19 protein-coding genes, 1 tRNA gene, 4 pseudogenes and 1 other annotated feature (1 of these 25 only partly in view) are annotated in these 25,536 nt (G+C 64.3%); of the genes and pseudogenes, 17 read left to right on the top strand and 7 right to left on the bottom strand.

Going from position 1 to position 25,536, the window contains the following annotated elements:
• Positions 1 to 51, top strand: a tRNA-Met gene (locus ULB03_RS02515) (it extends 26 nt beyond the left edge of the window).
• Positions 52 to 562: 511 nt separating this feature from the next.
• On the opposite strand, the gene ULB03_RS02510 is transcribed toward ULB03_RS02515, so the two are convergent.
• The 4 genes from ULB03_RS02510 to ULB03_RS02495 all read right to left on the bottom strand — a co-directional run bounded on the left by ULB03_RS02510 (position 563) and on the right by ULB03_RS02495 (position 6,834).
• Positions 563 to 2,353 (bottom strand): hypothetical protein, encoded by a 1,791-nt coding sequence (locus ULB03_RS02510; protein WP_322481752.1) that lies wholly within the window; start codon positions 2,351 to 2,353, stop codon positions 563 to 565.
• A 33-nt stretch (positions 2,354 to 2,386) separates the two neighbouring features.
• Positions 2,387 to 3,601, bottom strand: a complete 1,215-nt coding sequence (locus ULB03_RS02505) for a hypothetical protein (protein WP_322481751.1) — start codon at positions 3,599 to 3,601, stop codon at positions 2,387 to 2,389.
• Positions 3,602 to 3,655: 54 nt separating this feature from the next.
• Positions 3,656 to 4,795, bottom strand: a complete 1,140-nt coding sequence (locus ULB03_RS02500) for a ferritin-like domain-containing protein (protein ID WP_322481750.1) — start codon at positions 4,793 to 4,795, stop codon at positions 3,656 to 3,658.
• A 98-nt stretch (positions 4,796 to 4,893) separates the two neighbouring features.
• Positions 4,894 to 6,834 (bottom strand): hypothetical protein, encoded by a 1,941-nt coding sequence (locus tag ULB03_RS02495; protein ID WP_322481749.1) that lies wholly within the window; start codon positions 6,832 to 6,834, stop codon positions 4,894 to 4,896.
• Between the two features lie 276 nt (positions 6,835 to 7,110).
• Here ULB03_RS02495 and ULB03_RS02490 point away from each other — a divergent pair, with 276 nt between their 5' ends.
• Genes ULB03_RS02490 through ULB03_RS02480 form a run of 3 tightly spaced genes read left to right on the top strand, consistent with a single transcriptional unit; the run spans position 7,111 to position 10,381 of the window.
• Positions 7,111 to 8,301 carry a 3-dehydroquinate synthase gene (locus ULB03_RS02490; protein ID WP_322481748.1) on the top strand — a complete coding sequence of 397 codons (1,191 nt, stop codon included), beginning with the start codon at positions 7,111 to 7,113 and terminating at the stop codon, positions 8,299 to 8,301.
• Entirely contained in the window at positions 8,301 to 9,497 is a 1,197-nt protein-coding gene (gene eboE / locus ULB03_RS02485; protein ID WP_322481747.1) for a metabolite traffic protein EboE, read from the top strand. Before ULB03_RS02490 ends, eboE begins: the two co-directional genes overlap by 1 nt.
• On the top strand, positions 9,473 to 10,381 hold the full coding sequence (locus ULB03_RS02480) for a UbiA family prenyltransferase (protein WP_322481746.1): 909 nt from the start codon (positions 9,473 to 9,475) through the stop codon (positions 10,379 to 10,381). The genes eboE and ULB03_RS02480 overlap by 25 nt, the downstream gene beginning before the upstream one ends.
• A gap of 19 nt (positions 10,382 to 10,400) precedes the next feature.
• Here the strand turns inward: ULB03_RS02480 and ULB03_RS02475 are convergent, their stop codons facing one another.
• Entirely contained in the window at positions 10,401 to 11,783 is a 1,383-nt protein-coding gene (locus ULB03_RS02475) for an alkaline phosphatase family protein (protein WP_322481745.1), read from the bottom strand.
• 115 nt (positions 11,784 to 11,898) lie between these two features.
• Between ULB03_RS02475 and ULB03_RS02470 the strand changes: the two genes are divergently transcribed.
• Positions 11,899 to 12,693, top strand: a complete 795-nt coding sequence (locus ULB03_RS02470; protein ID WP_322481744.1) for an EboA domain-containing protein — start codon at positions 11,899 to 11,901, stop codon at positions 12,691 to 12,693.
• On the top strand, positions 12,693 to 13,595 hold the full coding sequence (locus ULB03_RS02465; protein ID WP_322481743.1) for a TatD family hydrolase: 903 nt from the start codon (positions 12,693 to 12,695) through the stop codon (positions 13,593 to 13,595). Before ULB03_RS02470 ends, ULB03_RS02465 begins: the two co-directional genes overlap by 1 nt.
• A gap of 226 nt (positions 13,596 to 13,821) precedes the next feature.
• On the opposite strand, the pseudogene ULB03_RS02460 reads toward ULB03_RS02465, so the two are convergent.
• A pseudogene (locus ULB03_RS02460) lies at positions 13,822 to 13,950 on the bottom strand (IS630 family transposase); the annotation flags it as partial.
• 57 nt (positions 13,951 to 14,007) lie between these two features.
• Here ULB03_RS02460 and ULB03_RS02455 point away from each other — a divergent pair.
• The 3 pseudogenes from ULB03_RS02455 to ULB03_RS02445 form a co-directional block, all read left to right on the top strand.
• Positions 14,008 to 14,417 (top strand): annotated as a pseudogene (locus ULB03_RS02455) (IS5 family transposase); the annotation flags it as partial.
• A gap of 56 nt (positions 14,418 to 14,473) precedes the next feature.
• Positions 14,474 to 15,727: pseudogene (locus ULB03_RS02450) on the top strand (IS3 family transposase).
• Positions 14,780 to 14,896, top strand: a sequence feature (AL1L pseudoknot). It overlaps the preceding pseudogene by 117 nt.
• A gap of 46 nt (positions 15,728 to 15,773) precedes the next feature.
• Positions 15,774 to 16,115: pseudogene (locus ULB03_RS02445) on the top strand (DDE-type integrase/transposase/recombinase); the annotation flags it as partial.
• A 395-nt stretch (positions 16,116 to 16,510) separates the two neighbouring features.
• Here the strand turns inward: ULB03_RS02445 and ULB03_RS02440 are convergent.
• Positions 16,511 to 17,422, bottom strand: coding sequence for a LysR family transcriptional regulator (locus tag ULB03_RS02440; RefSeq protein WP_322481742.1), 912 nt, complete (start codon positions 17,420 to 17,422; stop codon positions 16,511 to 16,513).
• A 143-nt stretch (positions 17,423 to 17,565) separates the two neighbouring features.
• On the opposite strand from ULB03_RS02440, the gene ULB03_RS02435 reads away from it, so the two are divergent.
• From ULB03_RS02435 to ULB03_RS02400, 8 genes are all read left to right on the top strand, one after another.
• Positions 17,566 to 18,357 (top strand): cyclase family protein, encoded by a 792-nt coding sequence (locus tag ULB03_RS02435; protein WP_322481741.1) that lies wholly within the window; start codon positions 17,566 to 17,568, stop codon positions 18,355 to 18,357.
• A gap of 3 nt (positions 18,358 to 18,360) precedes the next feature.
• Positions 18,361 to 19,341: a fumarylacetoacetate hydrolase family protein gene (locus ULB03_RS02430; protein ID WP_322481740.1), complete on the top strand. Its 981-nt coding sequence runs from the start codon at positions 18,361 to 18,363 to the stop codon at positions 19,339 to 19,341.
• 33 nt (positions 19,342 to 19,374) lie between these two features.
• On the top strand, positions 19,375 to 20,427 hold the full coding sequence (locus ULB03_RS02425; protein WP_322481739.1) for an aromatic ring-hydroxylating dioxygenase subunit alpha: 1,053 nt from the start codon (positions 19,375 to 19,377) through the stop codon (positions 20,425 to 20,427).
• On the top strand, positions 20,424 to 21,491 hold the full coding sequence (locus ULB03_RS02420) for an amidohydrolase family protein (RefSeq protein WP_322481738.1): 1,068 nt from the start codon (positions 20,424 to 20,426) through the stop codon (positions 21,489 to 21,491). Before ULB03_RS02425 ends, ULB03_RS02420 begins: the two co-directional genes overlap by 4 nt.
• Positions 21,492 to 21,794: 303 nt before the next feature.
• Positions 21,795 to 22,733, top strand: coding sequence for a VOC family protein (locus ULB03_RS02415; protein ID WP_322481737.1), 939 nt, complete (start codon positions 21,795 to 21,797; stop codon positions 22,731 to 22,733).
• 33 nt (positions 22,734 to 22,766) lie between these two features.
• A complete protein-coding gene (locus tag ULB03_RS02410) occupies positions 22,767 to 23,843 on the top strand; it encodes a fumarylacetoacetate hydrolase family protein (RefSeq protein ID WP_322481736.1) in 1,077 nt (358 codons plus the stop codon).
• Between the two features lie 8 nt (positions 23,844 to 23,851).
• A complete protein-coding gene (locus ULB03_RS02405) occupies positions 23,852 to 24,292 on the top strand; it encodes a DoxX family protein (protein ID WP_322481735.1) in 441 nt (146 codons plus the stop codon).
• A gap of 24 nt (positions 24,293 to 24,316) precedes the next feature.
• On the top strand, positions 24,317 to 25,348 hold the full coding sequence (locus tag ULB03_RS02400) for an aromatic ring-hydroxylating dioxygenase subunit alpha (protein WP_322481734.1): 1,032 nt from the start codon (positions 24,317 to 24,319) through the stop codon (positions 25,346 to 25,348).
• Positions 25,349 to 25,536: the final 188 nt, after the last annotated feature.

Here is a 25,536-nt window from a genome sequence, read left to right as displayed (position 1 = left end):
GTCAGGCTCATAACCTGAAGGCCGCAGGTTCAAATCCTGCCCCCGCAACCATCTTAACTTGTTCGACCAAGTCAACCGAACAGCCCGCCTCGCAAGAGCGCGGGCTGTTTGCCGTTCCGGGCTTGGCGGTGCCGCTCACGGCGACGGCGAGGATGCCGGCGAGATCGCCGTGTGTGAATCGGCATGGAATAAGGACCCCGTATGAGGGGTGATCGGCGTCCAATCGGGACCCCTTTTGTACGGGTGTAATTCGGCGCGACCCGGTGACCCCGTTGATCTCAATAGAATCAAATGGATACCGTGCCGATCGGCACTCAAGCTACGCGCCGATTAACACCGGGCGCTGGGCGGGGCCATCCTCCCCTCGTCCATCAACTGCATCACCGACCTGCTGCCCTGGAAGATCATCCAGAGGCCCTGAGCCACGCGCGGATCAGCCGGCGCTGGCCGCAGCCATCAGACGACGCTTACTGGTCTTCCGCTGAGGGCGGTGTTGCGGTCCGATGTTGACCAGTAGCCGGTGACCGGGGCGGGCCATCGCCATAAAATGATCAGCGACCGCTCAGGGAAGCGGCTCCCAAGGTTTATTCGACAAGAAGCAATCCAATAACCGGATCTGGCTGGGCGACAGGCTGCGCGTGATGGGCATGCACAGGGTCGTGTTGCGATAGGCCGGTGACAGGCGGGCCAGGAACTGCTCTGCCGTGGCGACCACCGTCCCCATGTCATTGAGCGGAATACGCAACGACATGGCCGGGAAGACGATGTAGTGGAAGCGCAGGGCGATGTCGTAGGCCTGCTGCCATGTGATCGTAGCCCCCTTGGGAATACCAAAATCCGACTTGGGATATTTGCGGAAATTGACGAAATAGGAGCTGGTGCCGTTCTTGATGGTCAGGCATTCAAAGCCGAAATTCGCGCTGCCATAGTCGCCGACGGTGAAGCTGAGGAGGCTCTGCCCCTTCTGCACCACCACATTGGGCGGGAATGTCAGATAATACGGATCGGCGATGGTTCCGGGGGTTGAACTGATGATGGCGAACGTCATGTCGACCGGCAGCGGCCCGCCCAGATAGGCCACCGTGAAAGAGCACACAACCTCACGGTTGACCGTATCATCCAGATAGATGTTACGGGGGTCGCCGTAAATGCGCAACGGCTGTTCGGTGATCTTGACGCTGTTGCCGCCGTTGCTGCCCGAGAGGACCAAAGGCATCGACTGCGCCAGTTGAACCTGCTGCGGACTCAGCGGCACATCGACGATGCCGCCGAACTTGTAATAGTCGGCTGGCCGCGCATCGAACGTGACACCGAGGGGAGTGTCATGGCTTCCCGCCCCCACGGCGATGGGGCCATAGTCGACATTCGGTGTGAGTGGGCTGGTGATGTCCGTGCGGTCGGCCCGGAAGGACGGCTTGGGGAACAGGTTCAGCGTGTCGATGCTCAGGCGCGCCGCCGCCGCATCCACCAAGGCGTAGCCCTCGGCGAACGTACCGGGGACCAGTGCCGGCAGCGCGGGGTTGGACAGCAGGCGGCCCGGCGGGCAGGTGTCGGGCTCGCCCTCATAATGGGGGCCCAGCGTGCCTACGACGCGCCCGGAACTGGGATTGGATGGATTGGTATTGGCGTTATACGCCGCCACCAGTTCATCCGTGGTCAGCGGTGGTGCCATCTCGAACATGGAAAAGCGCAATACGATGCCCGTGGCCTTCGCATCGTTCATGAGGGCCGTGATGATGGGGCTGCTGGCATCGTACTGAGTCACCGCCGACTTCGGGAAAGTCACCTGGAAGGTCCCGTTGAAGCCGGAGGAGCCGGGGGCGTCCGTCTCGAAGGTCAGAACGCGCCTGCTCAGGCTCTGGCTGGAACAGACCGTGTCATGGCGGATCAGCAGCTTGGGCGCCGTGCTGTCACCGATCTGCAAGCCGCCCACGTAAATCTGGGTGGCCTGCGAACTGGTGGGGTCGAGATCGACCATGACGGGTCCGAAGAACGGCCCCTGACCGGTCACGGGGTCGATGGACCCCAGCAGGTACACCGGCAGCCCCACCAGGTCGCCGCTGTCGACCACGCCCCCCGCAGGGCCCTGGCTGCTGACGGTGGCGCTGACGAAATTGACCTGGTGATCACCGTAATAATTCCAGCCGCCATTGGTGTAATAGGGCACGCCGTTATTGGTGGTGGGGGTACGCATCAGGTCGATCGCCTGCTCGTCGGTGTACCCCGGCCGGACCATGGAATTGGCCAGGTCCAAAAGTTTGACGTCGCCCACCTGGTCGCTGTTATTGGCGGTGCACACGTTGGCGCGGATGCCGCCCCAGAAGTTGATCCGGGGGCCGTTCAAAATACCCATGTTGGTGCTCCCTTTGCCCGTGATGATGTCGCCTCAGTGTCCGCTCTTGGGGGCCTGGGCATGGATGAACAGGAAGGAGAAGTCGGACTTGTAGCGACTGGGGCCGGATACGGCCGTGGAATGGCACGCCATGCAGCTGCTGGTCGGCTGCAGGTAGCTTTCCATGGTCACGTTGGCCAACAGGTTGGGGGTCGGCGTGCCCAGCGGGTTACCGGGGTCGCCAGGATCAGCGGGATGCTGGGTGGCGACCAGCTCATAATATTTCACGAACGTGGAGCCATACTGCGCCTGGATCTGCTGGTTGATGGCCGCCACCGCCGATGGGATGGCGGTTACGCGGGTCAGGGGGTCCGGCGTCTGAAAGGTCTTGCCCGGCTTGGGCGTGCACGGCAGCACTCCGACCTGGCACGGCGACTGGTTCACGTCACTGGGCTTCGCGTTGGGGTCGGAATAGGACGCCTTGCCGTTCGGGGCCGGCGTCACGTTGTCCACCTGCTCAAAGGTGGACCAGATCCACTGCGGATACCCCTTGGCCTTGACGATGATGTGCAAGCCCACCAAGCCCAAAGTCGCCGCCTTGGTGCCATTGGGCTTGCCGTTGGCGTCGAAGGTCTCCACCGTCGCCGCCAGGGTCAGGTAGCGGGACGTGTCGTCCAGGGCGGTCAGGATGCGCCAGCTGGCCTTTATCTCGGTCGCCCCCTCGGGAAAGGCGATGTTACGAGCCGCGTTCACCGTATTGGCGTTATAGAAGCCGTTGGCGACGATATAGTCATAAGATACGCGGTTGGCCGCGATCTCGTAGTAGGTGGGGTTGCCCGCCTGGTCGATCAGCCAGCCGCCCACCGGCTGCATCACGGTGCCCATCGCGCTTGTCTGGACGGCGGTGGACGCCTTGGCCGTCTGCTTGAACAGCGTCGCCGTCAGGGAGGAATTCCACGGCCCCGGGTTCTGGGCGTTGGGCAGGAAGATTTCGTCCACCGTCTTGTAGGTCTGCCAAACGGTGCCCGATGTGCTGCCTCCCAAGGGTTTGGTGCAGTCCGGCACGCCGCGGTCGCCTACCTGCGGCGTCCAGTTCAAGGCGATGAACATCTGCCAGGCGTAGGTGGCGAATGCCCCGGCGTCGCCGCTGGGCGGCGGCGGCGTGGTGGGGAATTGGCAGGCGTTGCCGCCCGCCGGTTGCGCCTGGGCCGGAAGGGCGCCCAGCCCCAATCCCAAGGCCGCAACTGCCGCGATTGCTATCCGTTTCATGAAAGCCCCCTGTATTGTAGGCAGGATGTTGCGCCGCGATCGCCGGCGGGTTTGTCAGGACTGGGCCGCCACGGTCTCCGCCGTCACAATGGGCGCGGCCGCGAAATCGGCGGTTGCGGCGGCAGGCGCGAACTGGAAGGCCGGGGCCGCGTAGAGCGTATCGCCGGTTGGCGCAGAACCATCCGCCGGTTGGTTGACCACCTTTTCCAGCACCACCAGGCGCAACTCGAACATCAGGCCCAGGGAGGCGCGCAGCTTGTTCGGCTCGCCATTGAAGGTGGTGTGCAGGGCGTTCAGCAGGCTGGTGTAGGTGTAATTGGCCTGGGCCACCCCGCTATAGGCCAGCGTGTCCGGCGCGTAGTCGGACAGGTAGCTGTTTTCCACGAACTGGATAATGCCCTCAGGCTCGAAGGGCACCGGCGCGCCGGTGAAGGAATAACCCTGCGGCGCCATCGGATCCCGCACCAGGCGATGGCCGGCCACGATCTCCTCGAAGCGGTAGTAGTGGGCCGGCTGACCGTCGCCATCGAAGGGATTGCGGGATGTTCCCTCGCCTTGGCGCTTGATCACTTCCAGCGCCCGCACCGCGGACGTCACGTCGGTCACGGGGAAAAGCTGATCAGGCGGGAACCAGGCGTTGTCCACCACCTGGCGCGCCGGATCGCCGGTGAAGATGCCTTGGCCCAGAGCCACGATGCGGGCAATGATGGCGTCGTAGAATTCGCCGATGGTGGCGTATCCGCGTTCGCCCGGCGCCTTCAGCAGGTGGGGGAAATGCTGCGGCGTCTCCGGCAACTCGATGCGCATGAACACGTTCTGGACCAGATCCAGGCTCAGCGGCGCCAGCCCCACGATCAGGCCGTCATCCACGTTCATGGGCAGGGGCCCGGGATATGTGGGGATGAACTTGGGATGGTTGATCACCGGCCTGCCGCCGATGGCGTTCAGCACGTTGGCGGCGATGGTCATGTGCAGCATCTCCTCCACCACGATGGAGTGGATGATCTGCGCAGCCGCGACGTTGTGGCCCTTCTTGATGGAGTAGAGGGCCGAGAGGTAGGGCGGGATGGTGGAGTGCTCCAGTTCCACCGCCGACTGCAGAAAGGGCCAGAGGTCGGCGGCGGAGGCTGCCCCCTTCAGACGCTGAAGGATGTCGGGGCGGAGGCTGAGGTGGCGGGCGGCGTTGGTCGACATGGGCGGGCATCTCCGATCGGGGGGCAGGCGCGCCAAAGAGCGTGTTCGTGGCGCGCACCAGCGGGGTATGGCCAGCGGGGAACAGGTGCCGGCGCCGGTCAGGCGCCGGCCTTCGAGCCCGCCTTGGATTTGGCATAGGCGCGGGCGAAGGTGGTCTTGCCACCAGCGGGCGCCACGCCCTCGGCCAGGGCGGATGCGGTTTTCAGGTCCGTCGCCGGCGCCGGGGCCGCCGGTGTCGTCGCGTGGGCCAGCGCGGACTGGAAGTCCGCGTCCTGGTCCAGGACGCCCAGCCACTTGACGATGGTTTGCCGCTTCCCTTCCGACAGGTCACGGGTGACCGGCATGTAGTTGGGGTCGGTGATATCCAGCGAGAACGCCAGCGACAGGATCTCCCGGTTGTGGAAAACCGACAGCGGGTTGTTCAGGTTGACCAGCCGCCGGCTCATGATGGGGTAAAGGTTGGCGTACTGCTGGAAGATGGGCTCGATGTTGGCGGCCCAGGTCGGGGTTTGCGGCACCGGGTAGGCGTCGCGCAGGTGCAGGGCGATGACCTCGAAGGGGCCGAAATTCTGCCGGCTCTGGCCAGCGATCTGATAGGTGATGTTGTAGAGCTGACCATCGATGTAGCCGCGCGGATTGTTCGGTGGCGAGCCCTGGACGGTGATGGTCACTGTGCCGTCGGCGCCAGTGGCTACGGTGCTGGGGAAATTAAGGGCGGACATGGGGATGCCCGCCGCCGGAATGGGGGCCGCGGGCTGATCGATGCCATAGCCGCCGCCCAGGCCGTCCATCTCGCCGGTTTGGGCCAACACCAGGCTGGTGAAGGGCGCTGGCTGGCCGTAGCTGGCGGCGTAGAGGGTGGTGGTGACACCAACAGGGCCGTCCTCGCTGCTGTCGATGCGCAGCACGAAGGGCTCCGCACCCACGAATTGGCCGCCAGCGGTCTCACGGATGGCGACCAGGGGCACGGGCGCGTTCTGGGGCTGGGTGGCCAGGGCGAGGGGGGTGTAGGCGCCGGGTGACTGGTTGTTCAACTGGGCGGTGTTCAGCGCCAACTCGGCGATGCCGCCGGCCTTCAGCAGCCAGTCGGGGTCCCGGTAGGGGACGGTGCCGATGGGCTGGAAGTTGCCGACGCCGGCCGGTCCGCCCTCCGCCGTATTGGGCCCCACCAGCGACCCTACGGTCATGGTGCCCAGATCCAGCGGCTGATAGTTCTTGTCGATCGGCAGGGCGTTGCACAGGTCGAGCAACAGCCGATTGTCTTCGCCCAGCGCGCCGGTGAAGAAATTGATGTTGTTCCAGGAGGTGGAGCCGCTCTGCGGCGCGAAGCGGCGTCCGGCCACGAAGGATTCCGGCTCCCCCACGAAATAGGGGCCGATGACGCCGGAAACGGTGCCGAAGGTGAAGCCGGGCTGGGTGTGGTCATCGCGGTAGGCGTAGGTGACCAGGCGGATCGATAGCTGATCGTCCTGGGTCTTGCCGCGCAGTTCCTTGAGGAAGGCGCTCTCGGGTAGATCGTCCGCCCATTCCACCCCTGTCAGCACCGACTGGAACAGGGCCGAGGCCGCGGCATCCCCGCCCATGCCGGAAACCCGGGTGAACCACAGGTCACGGAAGGGGTTGGGGGCGTATTTGCCGCCGACCAGGGTCGTGGCCCCCGTGGCATCGACCTTGGCCAATCGCACCACCAGTCCCCACAACTGGGAGGCGAGCTGCCATTGCGGGTCGATGTCGACGATCTTGCCGCTGGTGCGAGTGTTGGAATCCAATACCGCCATGCCCACGATGGGGTCGACGCTGGGGTCGTCCGTGCTGCTGCCGTCGGCGTAATGCACGCCGCGCACCACGCAGTCGATCAGACGGAACGCCCCCGATCCCGAGGGATTCCACCAGCCCTCCGCCTTGCCGTCGTGCCCGTATTCCTGATACTCGGGTAAGAAGCTGGCGCTATCGTAGTGGCGGACGTCGTTGTTGACCGTCGACGGATCCGCCTGGAATCGGCCGGAAAACACCAATCGGGTCGCGTTCAAATAACTCATGGCGTTGGCCCCTGTCGTGAAGGTGCGCCAATGCGGGTGAACCGCTACGGCAAGAAGATTGCGGCACGGAAGACGACCGGCGGCGGAGCCATCGGCGACCACCATCCCGGCGCTTCAGAAAATTGCAATTAAAGCGTATGGGGCCGCGCTATGCGTCACATACGACTAGATCTGTGCGGAAACGGCATACGCCATTGATTGATTGTCTTTGCGGCTATACCATTTTATCGAGCACTAGAAAAGGTATTTGCACGCATGAACCTTCAATCAAGAGGTGTGGCTGTCCCAGCGCACACCAACGGCGACGGCGACATCGTTCGCCAGCGCTTTGCCGTGACCTACGATTACGCCGTCGCCTTCACCCGGGACTGCTTCCATCCGCAGAACGGGACCCTGGCCGCCGTGATGGCCGCCGGGGCGTGCCCGGGGGGGCGCTGTCTGGTCTTCCTGGACATGGGGGTGATGGAGGGACGCCCCGGCCTGTCTGACGCCGTCAGCGCCTATTTCCATACCCGCGCCGATGTGCCGGCCCTGACGCGGGCGCCCATCCCACTGCCGGGGGGTGAGGGGGTGAAGAATGAGGCGCACTATATCGGCCGCATGCACGACGCTATTTTCGACGCCGGCATCGATCGCCACTCTTATGTGTTGGCCGTGGGGGGCGGCGCCTTTCTGGACGCGGTCGGCCTGGCGGCGTCGACCGCCCATCGCGGCGTGCGCCTGATCCGGATCCCCACCACCGTCCTGGCCCAAAACGACAGCGGTGTGGGCGTGAAGACAGCCATCAACCGCAATGGCGCCAAAAACCAGATCGGTACGTTCGCCCCACCCTGGGCGGTGGTGAACGACTCCGCGTTCCTGGACACCTTGCCGGCCCGCGACCGTGTTGCCGGCATGGCGGAGGCGGTGAAGGTGGCGCTGATCCGCGACGGCGCCTTCTTCCAGTGGCTGGAGCGCAACGCCGACGCCCTGGCCCTGTTCGAACCGGCGGCCACGGACTGGATGATCCGGCGCTGTGCCGAACTGCACATGGCCCAGATCGCCGGGGGCGGCGACCCGTTCGAGCAAGGCAGCGCCCGGCCCCTGGATTACGGGCACTGGATCGCCCATAAGCTGGAAAGCCTGACCCGCCACCATCTGCGCCATGGCGAGGCGGTGGCCATCGGCCTGGCGCTGGACACCCGCTATTCCGTCCTGGCGGGCATGCTGCCCCCCGGAGCGGAGACCCGCGTCGCCGTTTTGCTGGAGCATCTGGGCTTTCGCCTGTGGCACCCCATCCTGGCGCGGCCGGCGGCGGAGGTACGGGCCCTTGCCCTGGCGGCGCTGGAGGAGTTCCGCGAACATCTGGGCGGGGAACTGACCATCACCTTGCTGGCCGGGATCGGCCACGGGGTGGAGGTGCATGAGATGGACACGGCGCTGATCACGCAGGCGCTGGACTGGCTGGCCGAACGGGAGGCCCCCTGATGCGCCTGCCCGGAGGACAAGGCTGGTTGGGCTACTGCCTGAACGTCCACCCCACACAAACCATAGCCGACGTCAAAGCGGCGCTGCTGGGCCCGGTGCGCGAGATCAAGCGGCGGCTGTGTCCTGACGCGCCCTTCGCCGTGGGGCTGCGCCTGTCGGCGGAGGCGGCCGCCGATCCGTATGCGGCGGCTGCGGAACTGGCCGACCTGTTCGCTGCCGAGGGGTACGTCGCCTACACCATGAACGGCTTCCCCTACGGTCCCTTCCACGGCGTCAGCGTTAAGACCGACGTATATCAACCGGATTGGACCACGCCGGAGCGGCGACACTACACGGCCAATCTGGCCCGCATCATGGCGGCCCTGATACCGGCCGGCGGCACCGCCACCATCAGCACCGTGCCCGGCGGCTTCGCCGGCAGCACCCGCGACCGGCAGGACCGCGTGGCCGATGGCCTGCTGCGCAGCGTCGCCGACCTCGTGACCCTGTGGCGCCAGACCGGCCGCACGGTGGCGCTGGCCCTGGAGCCGGAGCCCTGGTGCCTGCTGGAAACCACGCAGGATGCCGTGAGCTTCTTCAAGGACTGGTTGTTCACCCAGACGGCGGCGCGGAAATTGGCGGCGCTGACGGGCCTCACGCCTGACGAAGCCGCGGCCGCCCTGCCCAGGCATCTGGGGCTGTGCCTGGACGTGTGCCACATGGCGGTGGCGTTCGAGACACCGGAGGAAACCTTCGCGTCCCTGGCCCAGGCCGGCATTCCCATCCACAAGGTGCAATTGAGCGCCGCATTGCGGATTGACCGCATGTATGCGGAAGCGCGGCATCAAGTGGCCGCCTTCAGGGACGCCGTCTATCTGCACCAGGTGGTGACCCGGGCGCCGGACGGGGCCACCCGCCGTTTCCTGGACCTGCCGGAGGCGCTCGCCTCCGCTGGTGATGGTGAGGAATGGCGCATCCATTTCCATGTGCCCGTCTTCACGGAGCCGCGCCCGCCGCTGGGCTCCACCCGGCCGGTACTGGAGCGGGTACTGGCGCTGCACCGGGCGCGACCGATCTCCGCTCATCTGGAGATAGAGACCTATACCTGGGACGTGCTGCCCGCCGGCACCGGCCTCATGGAGGATTTCGGCGGGGTCGCGGACGTCACCGGGGGCATTGAGAGGGAATTGGAATGGGTACTGCGCCAGCTATCCTGATCCGGCCGCGCGCCGTGTTGATCCTGGGCCGGGTCTCCAATCTGCCGACCGTGCTGTCCAACGCCCTGGCCGGCATCATCCTGTCCGGAGGGGGCCAGGGAATTGGCTCCGCCGATGCCGTCCGCGCCCTGCTGGCGGCCCTGCTGGCGCTGGTCCTGTTCTACATCGGCGGCATGTACCTGAACGACGCCATGGATGTGGAGATCGACACGCGCGAACGGCCCGGCCGCCCCATTCCCAAGGGCGACGCCTCACGCGCGGCGGTGTTCACCACCGGCTTCGCCCTGCTGGGCTTGGGCCTGGCCCTGGCGGCGGCGGCTGGCCCGCGCGCCGGTGTCGCGGCGGGGGCCCTGGTGGGCGCCATCCTGCTCTATGATTGGATACACAAGCGGACGGCAGCGGCCCCCCTGGTCATGGGGCTCTGCCGCCTGCTGTGCTACGGCACGGCGGCGGCCATGGCCGGTGGACGCCTGGACGCCCCCGGCCTGTGGATCGGCGGCACGGGGCTGTTCTGCCTAGTCGTGGGCCTGACCTACGCCGCCCGGCAGGAGGCTTACGACCGCTTGGGCGCCGCCTGGCCGCTGGCCGTGCTGGCCATGCCGTTGATCATCGCCATCGGCGCCGCGCTGACGGGGCAGGGAGCCGTCCCGCTGGCCCTGGCCTCCAGCCTGGCGTTGGGTCTGGCCTGCGCTGCCGGCCTGCGTCGCTTTTTCCGCCGAGCGCCCGGCGATGTGCCTCGGGCGGTGGCGCTGCTGATCGCGGCGATCGCCCTGTATGACGCTGCGTTGATCGCCGCCGCGGGGGGCGACGTCGCGGCGGTGGCCGTGGCGGTCCTATGCTTCCCCCTTACCTTGATCCTGCAGCGTGTGATCCCAGGCACCTGACGGCGTGGCCGTCGGGCGGTCAGTCGAACACATGCGCCAGCACCAGCGCCTTGAAATCCGTGGCGGCCACGGCCCCCTCCGGCAGCAGATGGGGCGCCGAACTGATGACCAGCGGCCCCTGTGCCGGATCGTCGGTGAGGCGGCCATGTGACCCGCGCACCAGCGCCGTGTCGCCGGCGGAGATGACATCCATGAGGCGGCGCTGGCCAAGCTTGCGCAAGGCCAGGCGCCAGGCCGAAGCCAGCTTGGGCCACCGCAGGGCCGGATCGAAGAACAACTCCACCGGGTCGTAGCCCGGCTTGCGGTGAATATCGACGGTGCGGGCGTAATCGGGCGCGCGGGCGGGATCCGTCCAGTAATGGTAGGCGAACCAGCGATCGGCCCGGCTGACCGCCACCAGTTCGCCAGCGCGCGGATGATCCAGCCCCTGGACGCGCTTTTCCGCCCGCCCCCACACCGCCTCGACCCCATCGAGGCCGGCGACCAGATCCCTGACCCGGTCGATATCCTGGGGGTCGCGGACATAGATGTGCGCCACCTGGTGGTCGGCCAGGGCGAACGCGGCGGACGCGCCGGCGTCGAAAACGTCACGTCCCAGTTCGGACCGGACGGCGATCAGCCCCGCCTCGCGCAGCGCGCGGTTGATGAAGATGGCCTCTGTGACGGGTGTGATGCCATATTCCGACACGACGACCACGCGGGCACCGGCGGCCTCCGCGTCGGCGATTAAATCACCGGCCAGGGCGTCTACATCGCGCAGGGCCTGGCGTACCGCCGGGTGGGAAGGGTCGGGCCCGAAGCGCTGCAGATCATAATCCAAGTGGGGCAAATAGGTCAGGGTCAGCGTCGGCTGATGCGCCGTCATGACATGGCGTGTGGCCTCCGCGATCCAGCGGCTGGCGGTGATGTCGGCCATCGGCCCCCAGAAACGGAACAGGGGGAAGGTGCCCAGCCGTTCGGTCAGGGTGTCGCGCAATTCCGGTGGATGGCTGTAGCAGTCCGGTATCTTGCGGCCATCCGCCGGATATAGGGGCCGGGGTGTCACGCTCCAATCCGCCGACGCATACATGTTGTACCACCAGAAAAGCTTGGCGCAGGTGAAGCTCGGATCGCGCGCCTTGCCGGCCTCCCACAGCTTTTCCCCCTGGACCAGACGGTTGGACTGACGCCACAGCATCACCTCCGCCTGGTCGCGAAAATACCAGCCGTTGGCCACGGCGCCATGCCCGGAAGGCGGCAGGCCCGTCACCAGCGTAGACTGGACCGTGCAGGTCACCGCCGGCGTCACCGTCGCCAGGGGCCGTAGCCCGCCACGCGACGCCAGAGCCGCGAGATGCGGCGTGTCGGCCCCCACCAGATCGGGGGTGAGCCCCACCACAAGAAGAACAACGGTACGATGCATATTTTTAGGGTACCTCGCCGCGTCGGATCGTTTTTCGCGTGCTATCAGCCGGCAACATGTATCATCATGATATGAATAAGAAACAGATTAAAACCTTAAGTACGTGGTTGTGCGCATGAACGATGCTGCTCAGGAGTTGTTGCGGGACTGGATCGCCCGGCAGGCGCCGGCTGCGGGGCGGGAATGGCTGGACGCGCGGCTGGGCCAGATCGGCGCCATGACCCTGGGCGACCCGGCCGCCGAGAGGGCCCTGGCCATCGCCTTTGGCCAGGTTCCGCGCCGACTGGGGCGCGGTCCCCTGGCCCTGGCGGCCGACGACATCGCCGCGGCGGAAGCGGTGCGGCCCGGCTGGCGGCCCCAGTCATGGAGCCTGGAAGGGGCGGCCCGCATCCTGCTGCTGCTGCGCTGCCCGTCCGCCACGCCTGATACCTTCCACGCGCGCTTTCAACGGCTGCGGCGGGCGGCGGACCCGGCGGAACAGGTCGCCCTTTTCCAGGGGCTTCCACTCTATCCCGACGCCCACGCGTTGGTGGATGAGGTGGGGGAGGGACTGCGCACCAACATCCGCCCCGTCTTCGAGGCCATCGCCCATCACAGCCCCTATCCGCGCGAGCATATGGATGAGCATCGCTGGAACCACATGGTGCTGAAGGCGCTGTTCGTCGACAGCACGCTGGCCCCCATCCAGGGGCTGGACGCGCGGGTGAACCCTGATCTGGCCCGCAAACTGCGCGACTATGCCCGGGAACGGCGGGCGGCGGGCCGCCGCATATCGGTGGAGTTGTGGCGGTGCCTCGGCCCCTTCGCCGCCGAGATCGGGGCGGTTGACGACCTGGCCTTGGCGGCGCGCAGCAACGATCCGGAGGAGCGCGCCGCGGCCGGCGCGTGGATGGAAAGGGAACACTTCTGATGCAGTATATCGATCCGCATGCCCACATGATCTCGCGGACCACCGATGATTACCAGGCGATGGCGGCCGCCGGCGTGGTCGCGGTCATCGAGCCCGCCTTTTGGCTGGGCCAGCCCCGCACCCATGTCGCCAGCTATGCCGACTATTTGTCCGCCATTCTGGGTTTCGAGCGGTTCCGCGCCAGCCAGTTCGGCGTCCACCATTACTGCACCATCGGCCTCAATTCCAAGGAGGCGAACGACGAGGCGTTGGCTGAGGCGGTGATGGAAATCCTGCCCCTGTTCGCGCAAAAGGACGGTGTCGTCGCCATTGGCGAGATTGGCTATGACGAACAGACGGCGCTGGAGGACCGTTATTTCCGCCTGCAACTGGATCTGGCGCGGGAGTTGTCGCTGCCGGTCATGATCCACACCCCACACCGCGACAAGAAGCAGGGCACGCTGCGCTCCATGGCTGTTTGCCTGGAACACGGCCTGTCGCCGGCCCAGGTGGTGGTGGATCATAACAATGAAGAGACGGTGCGCGACGTCCTGGAGCAGGGCTTCTGGGCCGCTTTCTCCATCTATCCTAGCACCAAGATGGGCGACGCCCGCATGGTGGAGATACTGAAGCGCTACGGTGCCGATCGGATCATTGTCAACTCAGCCTGCGACTGGGGCATTTCCGATCCCCTGGCGGTGCCCAAAACCGCGCGCCTGGCGCTGGAGCAGGGGGTTCCGGCCGAACAGGTGAATCTGGCCTGCTATGCCAACGCCCTGACGGCCTTCGCCCCGAGTGGCCAAATTTCCGAAACCGACTGGGCGGGCCCGGCCGTCATTGATCAGCGGATCTCCTTCGCCGGCAACTCCATCCTGAGAGGGGGCCGTGAGGCCGTGGTCACGGGACCTGACTCTGCCTTTTAAGCGATGGCCGGCGCCGCTCAGGAAGGGCCGAACCGGGCTGCGCTGATAGGCCACCTGACGGTACCCGCCACACCGGCCGCCGCGAGGGCCGGTGTGGCCATGCCGCCTCCGATGGGGTTTTGAGGGAGTTGCCGGCAACATATCGGCATCCCAATCTCGGCATTACCGTCCATCCGGCCTGCCCTCACCGTTTCATTTGCAAAACGCTTATACCAAGTCTCAGTGATTAGGACCCATGGGCCCACTGCCGGAGCCCAATGGACATGATGGACCAAGGTTGTTCAATGAGCTTGTTCCAGGCGAAGCAACAGTGGTCGACGATGTCATCGTAGGATTGGAAGACGCGGTTGGACAGCTAGGGCTTGTTGAGATTTATCTTCCATCCGTTGCTTGGTCGTGATTCAAGCTTCGGATGGAACGCTTTGTACTGACCGATGCCCAATGGGCGAAGATGGAACCGCATTGCCTTGGGAAGCCGAGTGATCCAGGGCGGAGCGGTAGCGACAATCGCCTTTTCATTGAGGCGGTGCTTTGGATAGCGCGGACGAGCAGCCCCTGGCGAGACCTTCCCGCCTCGTTCGGCAAGTGGAACACGATCTTCAAACGTTACCGTGACTGGGTCAAAGCTGATGTTTTCATTCGGCTTTTCGAGGCGTGCTCGGACGAGCCCGACATGGAATACGCCATGGTTGACGCCACCATCGTCAAAGTCCACCGGCATGGTCAGGGCGCAAAAGGGGGACTCAGAGCCAGGCCATAGGTCGCTCCAAGGGCGGCATGACCACCAAGATCCTGGCTCTTACGGATGCGCTCGGAAACCTGGTTTGAACCGCTCCGGGATTGTCGGAGGCTTCCACTCCTGAGAGATTGAAGCCACGATGAGCAAGACGACGAACAAGTTCTCCCCCGAGGTCCGAGCCCGCGCGGTTCGATTGGTGCTGGATCATGAGAAGGACCATCCGTCGCGATGGGCGACGGTGATGTCGATCGCGGCGAAGATCGGCTGTTCCGGCCAGACGCTGAACGAATGGGTGAAGAAGGCCGAAGTTGAAGCTGGCACGCGGGCCGGTGTTCCAAGCGAGACGGCGGAACGGCTGAAGGCGTTGGAACGGGAGAACCGGGAACTGCGGCAGGCGAATGACCCATAGGGCAGCGCGGAGCAGCAAGATCCTGCGCAAGGCCAGCGCGTATTTTGCGATGGCGGAGCTCGACCGCCGGTTCAAGCCATGATCGCCTTCATCGACGAGCATCGGGGTACGCACGGGGTCGAGCCGATCTGCCAGGTCCTGCCGATCGCCCCGTCCACCTATCATCGGCATGCATCCCGGCGAACCGATCCAGACCGTCTGCCGGAACGGGCCAGGCGGGACACGGCGCTGAAGATCGCGATCCGGCGGGTATTCGACGAAAACTTCGCTGTCTATGGCGTGCGCAAGGTCTGGCACCAGCTCAGGCGAGAGGGCCGAACTGTTGCTCGCTGCACGGTCGCCCGGCTGATGCGGGACATGGGCCTGCGGGGCGTGATCCGGGGCAAGCCGGTGAAGACCACGGTGAGCGACAAGGCGGCGCCTTGTCCTCTGGACCACGTCAACCGCCAGTTCCATGCACCCCGGCCGAACATGCTGTGGCTGTCGGACTTCACCTACGTCGCCACCTGGCAGGGGTTCGTCTATGTGGCCTTCGTCATCGACGCCTTCGCTCGGCGCATCGTCGGTTGGCGGGTGTCACGGACGGCCCATGCCGCCTTCGTGCTTGATGCCTTGGAGCAGGCCTTGCATGAGCGGCGACCGGTCAAGCACGGCGGGTTGATCCACCATTCGGACAGGGGCGTCCAATACGTCTCGATCAAGTACACCGAACGCTTGGCCGACGCGGGGATCGAACCCTCGGTCGGCAGCGTTGGTGACAGCTATGACAATGCCCTGGCGGAAACCATCAACGGCCTTTACAAGGCCGAGGTGATCCACCGGCGTGGGCCATGGCGTTCCTTCGAGGCCGTCGAGTATGCCACCCTGGAATGGGTCGACTGGTTCAACCACCGGCGGATCCTGGGGCCTATCGGCAACATCCCGCCAGCCGAAGCCGAGGCACGCTTCCACGCCATGCTGGACCAATCGGCAATGGCCGCGTGACTCAAACCAAACTGCCTCCGACAATCCCGGCGCGGTTCACTCGCATGCCTTGGTCATGGCATTGTGGCGGCGGGTAAAATCTAAGGTGGTGCTGCATCATGCTGATCAGGGAAGCCAATACACCAGTCAGCAGTTCCAGCGCCTGCTCACCTACAACGGCATCACCTGTTCCATGAGCAGGGCGGGCGATGTCTAGGCCAGCGCTGCCATGGAGAGCTTCTTCTCGTCGCTCAAAAACAGAGCGCGTGGCCATGGCCATCTATCAGTCAAGGAACAGGCCAGGGCCGACGTCTTCGACTACAACGAATGCTTCTACACCCCAACACGTCGCCATTCGACGCTGGGGTACCTCAACCCCGTCGACTTCAAACGAAACATCGATTTAGCGTCATTGTCCTTACACCGGTGTCATCCAATCCGAGTCTTGTTAGGCGGCTGCGCGGAACAGCAAGTTAAGATGGTTGCGGGCCCCCGCAACCAAATCAGTAAAACACCCGTCAGCACATTGCTGACGGGTGTTTTGCGTTTGGGCGGATTGAAAAACGCTGGCAAGTGCTCCCGTATACCCTATGGCATGATCGTGACCCCGGCTGCGCCCGGTTTGGCCCGGACAGCGGTAGCGGGATGGTCCCATCCGTCCCGCGTTCGCTGATGATGTCATGGGGCTGTGTCCTGGATGGTGGCCCATTTGTAAGCGTTCGGCCTGGGCCGTTATGAGGGTAGCGCTGAGGCAGTACCCCACGGCATCACTCGCCTTGGATTGGGGATAATTGAAGCTGCAAATTAAACTCGACCTGGCAAGTTGTCGGCCAATTCTTTGATGTTGTCGAGCAGCCAGCGGACGCCGGGATCCTTGTCGCGGACCTCATGCCACAGCGCCAATTCCACAATCTGGGGGAATTCTACCCATGTGGGGTGCAGTGTGATGGGGTAAAATTGGGCGAAATGTTCCGCATAGCGCCGGTGCATGGTGGCAAGTCGCTTTGTGCCCACGATCGCCGGGCAGAGATCGGCGAAATTGGGTAACAGGATTTCCACCCGACGCTCAAAACCCAGTTTGGCGATATGCTCATCGGTCACCGACGGCCTGCGGTCCGGGCCGAAGGTGGCGACCGCGTGGCCGGCGGAGAAGAAGGTTTCGGCGTCGATGCTGTCGTAGCCGGCGCCACTCCAACTGATGATGACATCCTCGTCAGTCCATAACTGCATCGAGGGGTATCGGGGGTTGGCGTACGGGATGACCGTGAACATAAGGTCGACTTCGGCCCGGTCCAATCTTTCGCCGGCCTGGCTGCTGGGCAGAATCAGTTCAAAACTGACGGATGGCGCCTCGCTGGCCACCTTGGCGAAAAGGTCGGCCAGGACGATGGCATAGGCGTAATCCGACGCGACGATCAGGAAATGGCGGACGGCCGTCGCGGGGTCGAAGTTTCCGGCGCGGGTGATCTCACCACGTATTTGCAGAAGAGCGCGACGAACGGGGCCGGCTAGGGATTCCGCCTTGGGCGTGGGCAGCATGCGCCGCCCGTGCAACACCAGCAGGTCGTCCTGGAAATACTCGCGCAGGCGGTTCAGCGCGCCCGTGACGGCGGGCTGGGTCAAGTTAAGGCGCCGCGCCGCCGCGGAGACATTGCACTCCTGGATCAGGGCCTCAAGGGCAACCAGCAGATTAAGGTCGAGACCATCGAAGCGCATACCTCAATGTATCAGTATTGCCCATGGACGCAAACCCGAAATTCGATTGGACGCTAATAGGTGTCGTGGGGAAATTGAGGGACGAACAAACGCCGGCCGGCAAATCGCCGCCAAAGGCGATCAGGGAGACTGGGAAAACACGAATGAAAAGCCGTACGGGGCGCCGTTTCATCGACCTCTCCATCACCTTGTGCAATGACCTGGTGACGGATCCGCCCTTCATGCGGCCGAAAATCGAGTATGTCGGCCACAAGGAGACGGTGGCCGAGGCCGGCCATTTTTTCCCCGGCATCACCGCCGAGGCCTTGCCGGGGGGAGAGGGCTTCGCCGCGGCGGAGGCCGTGACGCTGTCGACCCATAACGGGACGCATCTCGACGCGCCCTGGCATTTCCATCCGACGCAGGACGGCGGGAAGCCCGCGCTGACCATCGACCAGGTCCCCCTCGATTGGTGCTTTGGCCCCGGCGTGAAGCTCGACTTCAGGCATTTCGCCGACGGCTATGTCGTGACGGCCATGGATGTGGAGCGGGAACTGCGACGCATCGGGTACGAGTTGCAGCCCCTCGACATCGTCTTGGTCAACACGGCGGCCGGTGGCGCCCTGGGCCGCCCGGACTACATCAACACGGGCTGCGGCATGGGGTATGAGGCGACGATGTATCTCATCTCCCGCGGGGTCCGGGTGACTGGCACCGACGCGTGGAGTTGGGATGCGCCGTTTACCCACACGGCGCGCCGGGTGGCGGAGATGGGCGATACCTCCCTTATCTGGGAGGGGCACAAGGCCGGTCGCGAGATCGGCTATTGCCATCTGGAGAAGCTGCACAATCTCGAGGTCCTGCCCGCCCACGGGTTCACCGTCTCCTGCTTTCCCCACAAAATCCAAGGCGCCTCCGCCGGGTGGACACGCGCCGTGGCGATCCTGGAGGACTAGGCCATGAAGCTGTCGACCGTGGCAAACGGCTCCCGTGATGGACGCCTGGTCGTCGTATCGAGCGATCACGCGCGGGCGGCTCTCGCGGATGGGATCGCGGCAACGCTTCAAGAAGCGCTTGAGTGCTGGACGGAGGTGGAGGGCGCGTTACGGGATCTGGCGATTGCCGTCGAGGCGGGAACCGCCCCGGGCCTCGCGCCACATTCGGCTTGGCAGTTCCTGGCGCCGTTACCGCGCGCCTGGCAGTGGCTGGACGGTTCAGCCTTTGAAAGCCACGGCGCGCTGATGGCCAAGGTCTTCAAGATGGACCCGGCGCCGCGCGATCGCCCGCTGATGTACCAGGGCCTGTCGGACCGATTTTATGCGGCGACAGAGGACATCCCCTTCGTGACCGAGGCGGACGGGATCGACTTCGAAGGCGAGTTCGGGGTGGTCGTTGACGAGGTGCCCCTGGGCTGTGGACCGGATGAGGCGGCGGCGCATATCCGGCTTGTGGTGCAGATCAACGACTGGTCGTTGCGCCACCTTGCCCCAATCGAAATGAAGACGGGCTTCGGTTGGGTCCAGGCGAAGCCGGCCTGCAGCATGGCGCCGGTCGCGGTGACGCCGGATGAACTCGGCGCCGCATGGCGCGACGGCCGTGTCGACCTGTCCCTCGAGGTTCATTGGAACAGTGCGCTCTTCGGGCGTGCCAATGGCCATGCCATGAGTTTCTCGTTTCCCGAACTGGTGGCGCACGCCGCCCGAACCCGCAGCTTGTGTGCGGGAACCGTCATCGGGTCGGGCACCGTGTCCAACGCGAACCATCGCGATGTCGGGTCGTCCTGCATCGCGGAGCGGCGGGGCATCGAACTGTTGGACGACGGGAAGGTGCGGACGGCCTTCATGTCCTTCGGTGACCGCGTCCGTATGGAAGCCAGATCGGACAAGGGCGAACCCCTATTCGGCGCCATTGATCAGCGGGTCGTCCGGGCGCACGTCTGATCATCAAGTAAAGAAGAACAGGAGGAAGAGGCCATGTATCCGTTCAAGGAAGGTCAGTCGTTCGTTCGAAACAGATGGTACCTCGCGGCGTTCGCCCACGAAATCACGCGAACGCCGATGGAAAGGACCATCCTCGGCAAGCCCGTCGTGTTTTACCGGACGATGGCCGGGGCGCCTGTGGCTATGCATGGTATTTGCCCCCATCGCTACTTCCCCTTGGCCCGGGGGAAGCTGCAGGGGGACTCCATCGTCTGCGGCTATCATGGCTTCGTATTCGATGCCGATGGGAAGTGCAGCGAAATCCCATCGCAGGGGACGGGTGCCGGCTTTTGCCAGCCGACCTATCCGCTGGAGCAGCGGGGCCCTCTGTGCTGGATTTGGATGGGGGACAGGGATCGTTGCGACACCACCCTGTTGCCCCCTCATGAGGATTTCGGCATCGGCGTCGAGGGGTGGCACGCCAGCTCGTACAATCACTTCCTGATGAAGGGGCGGTATCAGCTGCTGATCGACAACCTGATGGACCTGACCCACCTGCCATACCTGCATTTTCATATTCCGGGGGGCGAGGCCATGAAGAAAATGGCTATGAGGGAGGAGGAGCGCCCGGCCAGCTACCGGCTGGTGCGCACGGGCAAGCTTCCCTGGAATGACTTCGCCGATATCGTTTGGGGGGCGGAGAACCGGTACGAGGGCATCGCCGATTGGGAGTCGATCACGGACTTTTACGGCCCTGAACTGATCCGGACCAACTTTCCCTTGTTCACCCGCGTTCCGGGCCACGACGTCGTCCCACCGGCGCTGGGCCATCTTCACATCCTGCATGGCATCACCCCGGAAACGGAAACGACGACCCACTACTTTGGCTTTTCCATCCGGAATTTCCGCCTGGGTGACGAAACGCTGGATGAATTCCAACTGGAATCGGACGAGAAGGTCCGCGGGCAGGATGTCGTGGCGATCGAGGCGATCGAACCGCGGTTGGACCGGGCGGCCACCTTCCAGCGGGAATTGTTGGTCCGGTCCGATGGGCCGGCGGTGAAGGTGCGTAAGATCGTCCAATCCATGCTGGATGCGGAACGATGAGTTGCGATCATCATCTTTCCACCTGCGGCCCCTGTCGTGAGCCGATACCGGTCGCTCAGCGTGGGCGGCACGTCGTGGTGGACCTGCACTGCCACCTCAACGTTCCGGCGGCGGATGCTCTGATCCGGCGGGAGGTCGCGGACCCGCCCAACCCTTTCGCCTTCCTGTCGGAGGCGTCCAAGGCGACGAACGCCAAGCTTTTCGGTGACATCGGGCGGAAGCTGAACGGTGTCGAGGAGCGCTTGGCCGACATGGATCGACTGGGCGTGGATGTGCAGGCGATCAGCCCCTCACCGGGGCAATATTACTATTTCGCCCCGCCCGAGGTCGGGCGCGCCGCCGCGCAACGGGTCAATGACCGGGTGGCGGAGGTGGTGGGCGGCCATCCCGACCGGCTGGTCGGCATGGGGACGGTGCCCCTTCAAAACACCGAGATGGCGATCGCCGAGATGCGGCGGTGTGTCCAGGAGCTGGGCTTGCGGGGCATCGAGATCGGATCGAACGTGGCCGGGAAGGAACTGGCCGAACCTGTATTCCGCCCCTTCTTCGCCGCGGCGGAGGAGTTGGGGGTCCTGCTGTTCCTGCATCCGCTGGGCTTCACCCACGGGCACCGCCTGGCGGCGCACTACCTCGACAACATTATCGGCAATCCGCTGGAATCGACCCTCGCCCTCAGCCACCTGATCTTTGGCGGGGTGTTGGACCAGCATCCGGGGCTCAAGCTCTGCGTGGCGCATGGCGGGGGCTTCCTGCCCGCGTACTGGGGCCGGATGGACCACGCGTTCCGGGCCCGGGAAGATTGCCGCGCGCACATCACCCGGGCACCGTCGTCTTATTTGCGGCAGGTCTGGCTGGACACGCTGGTGTTCGATCGGGACCAGCTTGACGCCCTGATCCGCAGCCATGGGCCGGACAGGCTGTGCCTAGGGACGGATTATCCTTTCGACATGGGGGAACCGGATCCCTTGGGGTTCCATGCCCACCTGCCGGAGGACATCCAGGCCAGGATATTGGGCCTTAACGCGGTGGATCTGCTGGGATTGCGGCCGATGCCGGGCGAATAGGCGGCGGGGCCGCTTAAGGTATTTGAAACGCTGAATGGTGCTGACCGGCCTCGTGCCGGTCAGCACCATTTTCATTTTCGCCCGGCGTTGCGGGGCGCCCGTTTCGCGCAGACATATCAGTATGCCCTATATGTGAACGCCCGATATTCGATTGGACGGTAATAGGTCTGTGAGCGAAAAGCTTACAACAGCCGGTGACCGAAGAATTTGGCGCCGGAAAAAATAGGGAGGGCGAAGACCAGTGGCGGTGCCGCGGTCTTCCAATATTCATCCGAAATTGAAAATGCTGGGGAGGTATCCTTGATGCGCCTGAAAAGTCTGCATCATGTGAAATTCCAAGTGAATGATCTTGCCGCCACGGAGACATTCGCCCGTGACTTCGGGCTGATCACCGTTGAAAGCGGCCCGGAGCGGCTGGTCATGCGCACCAACGGCGGTGACAGCTACGCCTATGTCGCGGAGCGGGGGGACGCCGCAGTGTTCACCGGCTTCGCCTTTGAGGTGGAGGGTGAGGCCGACCTGGAAGAGGCGGTCCGGGTGCATAAGGCCAGCCCGATCCGCGCGCTGGATACGCCGGGCGGCGGCAAGGCCGTGACCCTCACGGATCCCAACGGCATCGCGGTGGACCTTATCCACGGTGTGGCGCGTATCCCGCCGGGAGACGCTTATGCCCCGCTGATGTTGAATTCGCCCCTCAATTACATCCGCGAGGGGCGGTTCGAACCCAAGCGGCCCCTGGGCCCCGCCAAGTTGTTCCGCATTGGTCATGTCGGCCTGTTCATCCCCAGCTTCATGGCGACGCTACCTTGGTACGTCGATGTGCTGGGGCTCATTCCCAGCGACGTCTATCACCTGCCGGGTCAGCCCGGGATTCGGATCGTCGGCTTCCTCCGCCTCAATCGCGGTGAGGAGCTGGTGGACCATCACTGCGTGGCCTTGATGCAGAGCCGGGTCGGGGAGACGGCCTGCCATCACATCAGTTTCGAGGCGCAGGACTTCGAGGCGCAGTTCATGTCTCACCGCTACCTGGAATCCAAAGGCTACGAACTTGTTTGGGGGGTGGGACGGCATCCCCACGGCAGCCATGTCTTCGACGTTTGGCGCGACCCCGATCGCAACCGCTTCGAAACCTTCACCGATACCGATCGCCTCAGGGCGTCCGATGGCACCCGGGTGCACGGCATCCATGAGGTCGAAATGGATGTCTGGAGCTCCGATCCGCCCGACCGCTATTTCGCCTGACACGGCCCCTATACAAAACGATGGAACCCAACCATGCCTGACCATGATTTCCTGAAACAGCTTCCCGCTGCGCCCCAGCCCGATGGTATCGACCCCGCCACCGGCTTGGTATCGGGCAGCTTCGGGATCGGCACGTTCCGGTCCGGCGCCGATGCGGCCTTTCCCGGCGTCGTCGTTCCCGGTGGCGCCGTTTTCAGCCTTTCCGACCGCTATCGCGACACCCACGCGGTGTTTGACGATTGGGACCGTGCCGTCGACTGGGCGAACGAGGTTGCCCACCGGCAGGACCAGCAGTCGTTTACCTACGACGCGCTGGAGATCCTGCCTGTCCTTTCCCATCCGAACATCCTGGCCGCCGGTTCCAACTACCGTCAGCATGTCGCGGAAATGATGACCTTCAACACGTTCAACCAAAATGCCCGGAAGGAAGGGGAGGGCGACGAGGCCTTTTTCCACCGCAACCTGGCCGAGATCGACCGGCGTGGGCGCGAGGGCATGCCCTTCTTCTGGACAGGCCTGCATTCGTCACTCTGTGGCCCCAATGACGATGTGCCGCTGCCCTTGGTGGGGAAACACCCCGATTGGGAACTGGAGTTTGGTGTCATCGTCGGGAAGACCGGACGCTATATCCGCCCCGATGAGGCCAACGACCTGATCGCCGCCTATGTCATGGTCAATGATCTGGGCACGGTGGACGAGTTCCGGCGCGTCGACGTTCGCTTCCAATATGATTGGATCAGCAAGAGCCAGCCGAACTTCAAGCCGTTTGGCCCCTTCGCCGTGCCCAAGCAGTTCGTCGACAGGTCGAAGGTGCAAATCCGCCTATCGGTGAACGGTGCCATCCGTCAGGATTGGCCCATCAGCGACATGATCTTCCAGCCGGAGCAAATCCTGTCCTACGCGACGGAGCGCATCCGGCTGCTGCCCGGTGACCTGCTGATCACCGGCTCGCCGCCGGGCAACGGGGCGATGCACGGCAACGCCTGGCTCAAACCCGGCGACATCATCGAAAGCGAAATCACCTATCTCGGCCGCCAGCGGAACCATGTCGTGGCGGAGGACGCGGGCGGAAGGGCGCCGACCTACGGGCCATTTATAACGGAATGGTAAGGGTTGCGATGAGAAACTGGTCCCTCAAAGAGCGCTATTCCACCTTTGCGTTGGCCCCCTTCGCACTGGGAGGGCTGCGCATCGTGTCAGGGCTTCTGTTCCTTCAACACGGCATGCAGAAGCTTTTCCTTTGGCCCGTCAGTGAGCACCATCCCGGCCCCGTCCCGTTGCTCAGTGTCGTCGGTGTGGCGGGGATACTCGAGTTCTTTGGGGGCATGGCTGTGGCCCTGGGCTTGCGCACCCGTGCCGTGGCGTTCGTCCTGTCCGGGGAAATGGCGGTGGCCTACTGGGGGATTCATTTCCCGGCGGGGCTGCACATGAAGGACGGGATCTTGCCCGTCGTGAACCAGGGAGACCTGGCGATCCTGTTCTGTTTCGTTTTTCTGTACATTTTCTTTGCAGGCCCCGGGGCTTGGAGCATCGAGAAGAGCATCCGCAAGATATTCTAACGGTTGAAGCAAGGGAGGATAATAATGGGCTTCCTGCGGAACGCGTGGTACCCGGCCGCCTGGGACAAGGACGTGACGGACGGGACCGTCGCCATTCGGGTCATCGACCACCCCATCGTCCTGTTTCGTGACGCCCAAGGGCAGGTGAAGGCCCTGTTCGATGCCTGTCCGCACCGCTTCGCGCCCCTCAGTCGTGGCAAGGTCCGCGACGGTCGCCTGGTCTGCGGCTATCACGGGCTGGAGTTCGGTGGTTCCGGCGCCTGCCTGCGCAATCCCCATGGCAAGGGCGCCGTCTCCTCCGCCTTGTCGGTACGGTCTTATCCGGTGGCCGAGCGGTATGGAATGCTGTGGGTCTGGATGGGGGAGCCGTCCCAGGCGGACGAGTCCAAGCTGCCGGTCCTGCCGCTGTTCGATGAGCCGGACCAGACCTGGGTCCATGGCCAGTTGGACGTCAACGCCAACTATGAACTGGTGGTCGACAACCTGCTGGATCTCACGCATGTCGAGTTCCTGCACCCCTTCCTGGCATCCCCGGGGAATTCGGAGAGAACGACGTTCCGGGCGCGGCAGGATGGCGACCAGGTCAATGCCTTCTATGACGTGGTGAACGAGCCCATCACGGGCCTGTTCCGGCTGCTTTGGGACGGGGCGGAGGATTTCGCCAACCTCAAGGCCTATATGCATTGGCAGGCCCCCGCCAATCTCAGCCTGCAGACCGGCATGAGCATCCAGGAAACGGTCCAGGCCGACGACCCCCGCATCAACGTCATGCATCTGCTGGTGCCGCAGTCCGAGGATGCGACGCGGTATTTCTGGGCGGCGGGGCGCAACAAAGCGCGCGACAGCCAGGAAGTCTCCGGCATGTTGCACTACGGAACCCAGAACGCGTTCGTCAATGAGGACGAACCGATGATCGCCGCGGTGCGCAGCCGGATGCGATCCAATGACCTGTTGGCGCATAAGCCGGCATTGCTTCCCATCGATGAGGCGGCCATCCGGGCCCGGCGCATCCTGAAGGGTATGATCGACAGGGAACAGCACCCGCTGGCGGATTGACCGGGAGGCCGCTTGGCCACGTTCCAAGCGGTCATCAAGCAATAAACAAAACATCGCCTGGAGGGGCGGTGAGTGGCAAGGCGTTCAGGGGGCATCCGCTGCCCTCACGGTATTCGCGTGCCCGAATTTCCAGTGGATCCAAGCTGATCCGCACCGGCATCGCATTAAAACCGCCGCCAAGACGGCGC

The sequence above is a fragment of the Nitrospirillum goiasense genome, from assembly GCF_034427435.1.
Taxonomy (GTDB): Bacteria; Pseudomonadota; Alphaproteobacteria; order Azospirillales; family Azospirillaceae; genus Nitrospirillum.
Note: the sequence above shows the minus strand (reverse complement) of the source record. Positions and strands in the feature narration are given on the sequence as shown.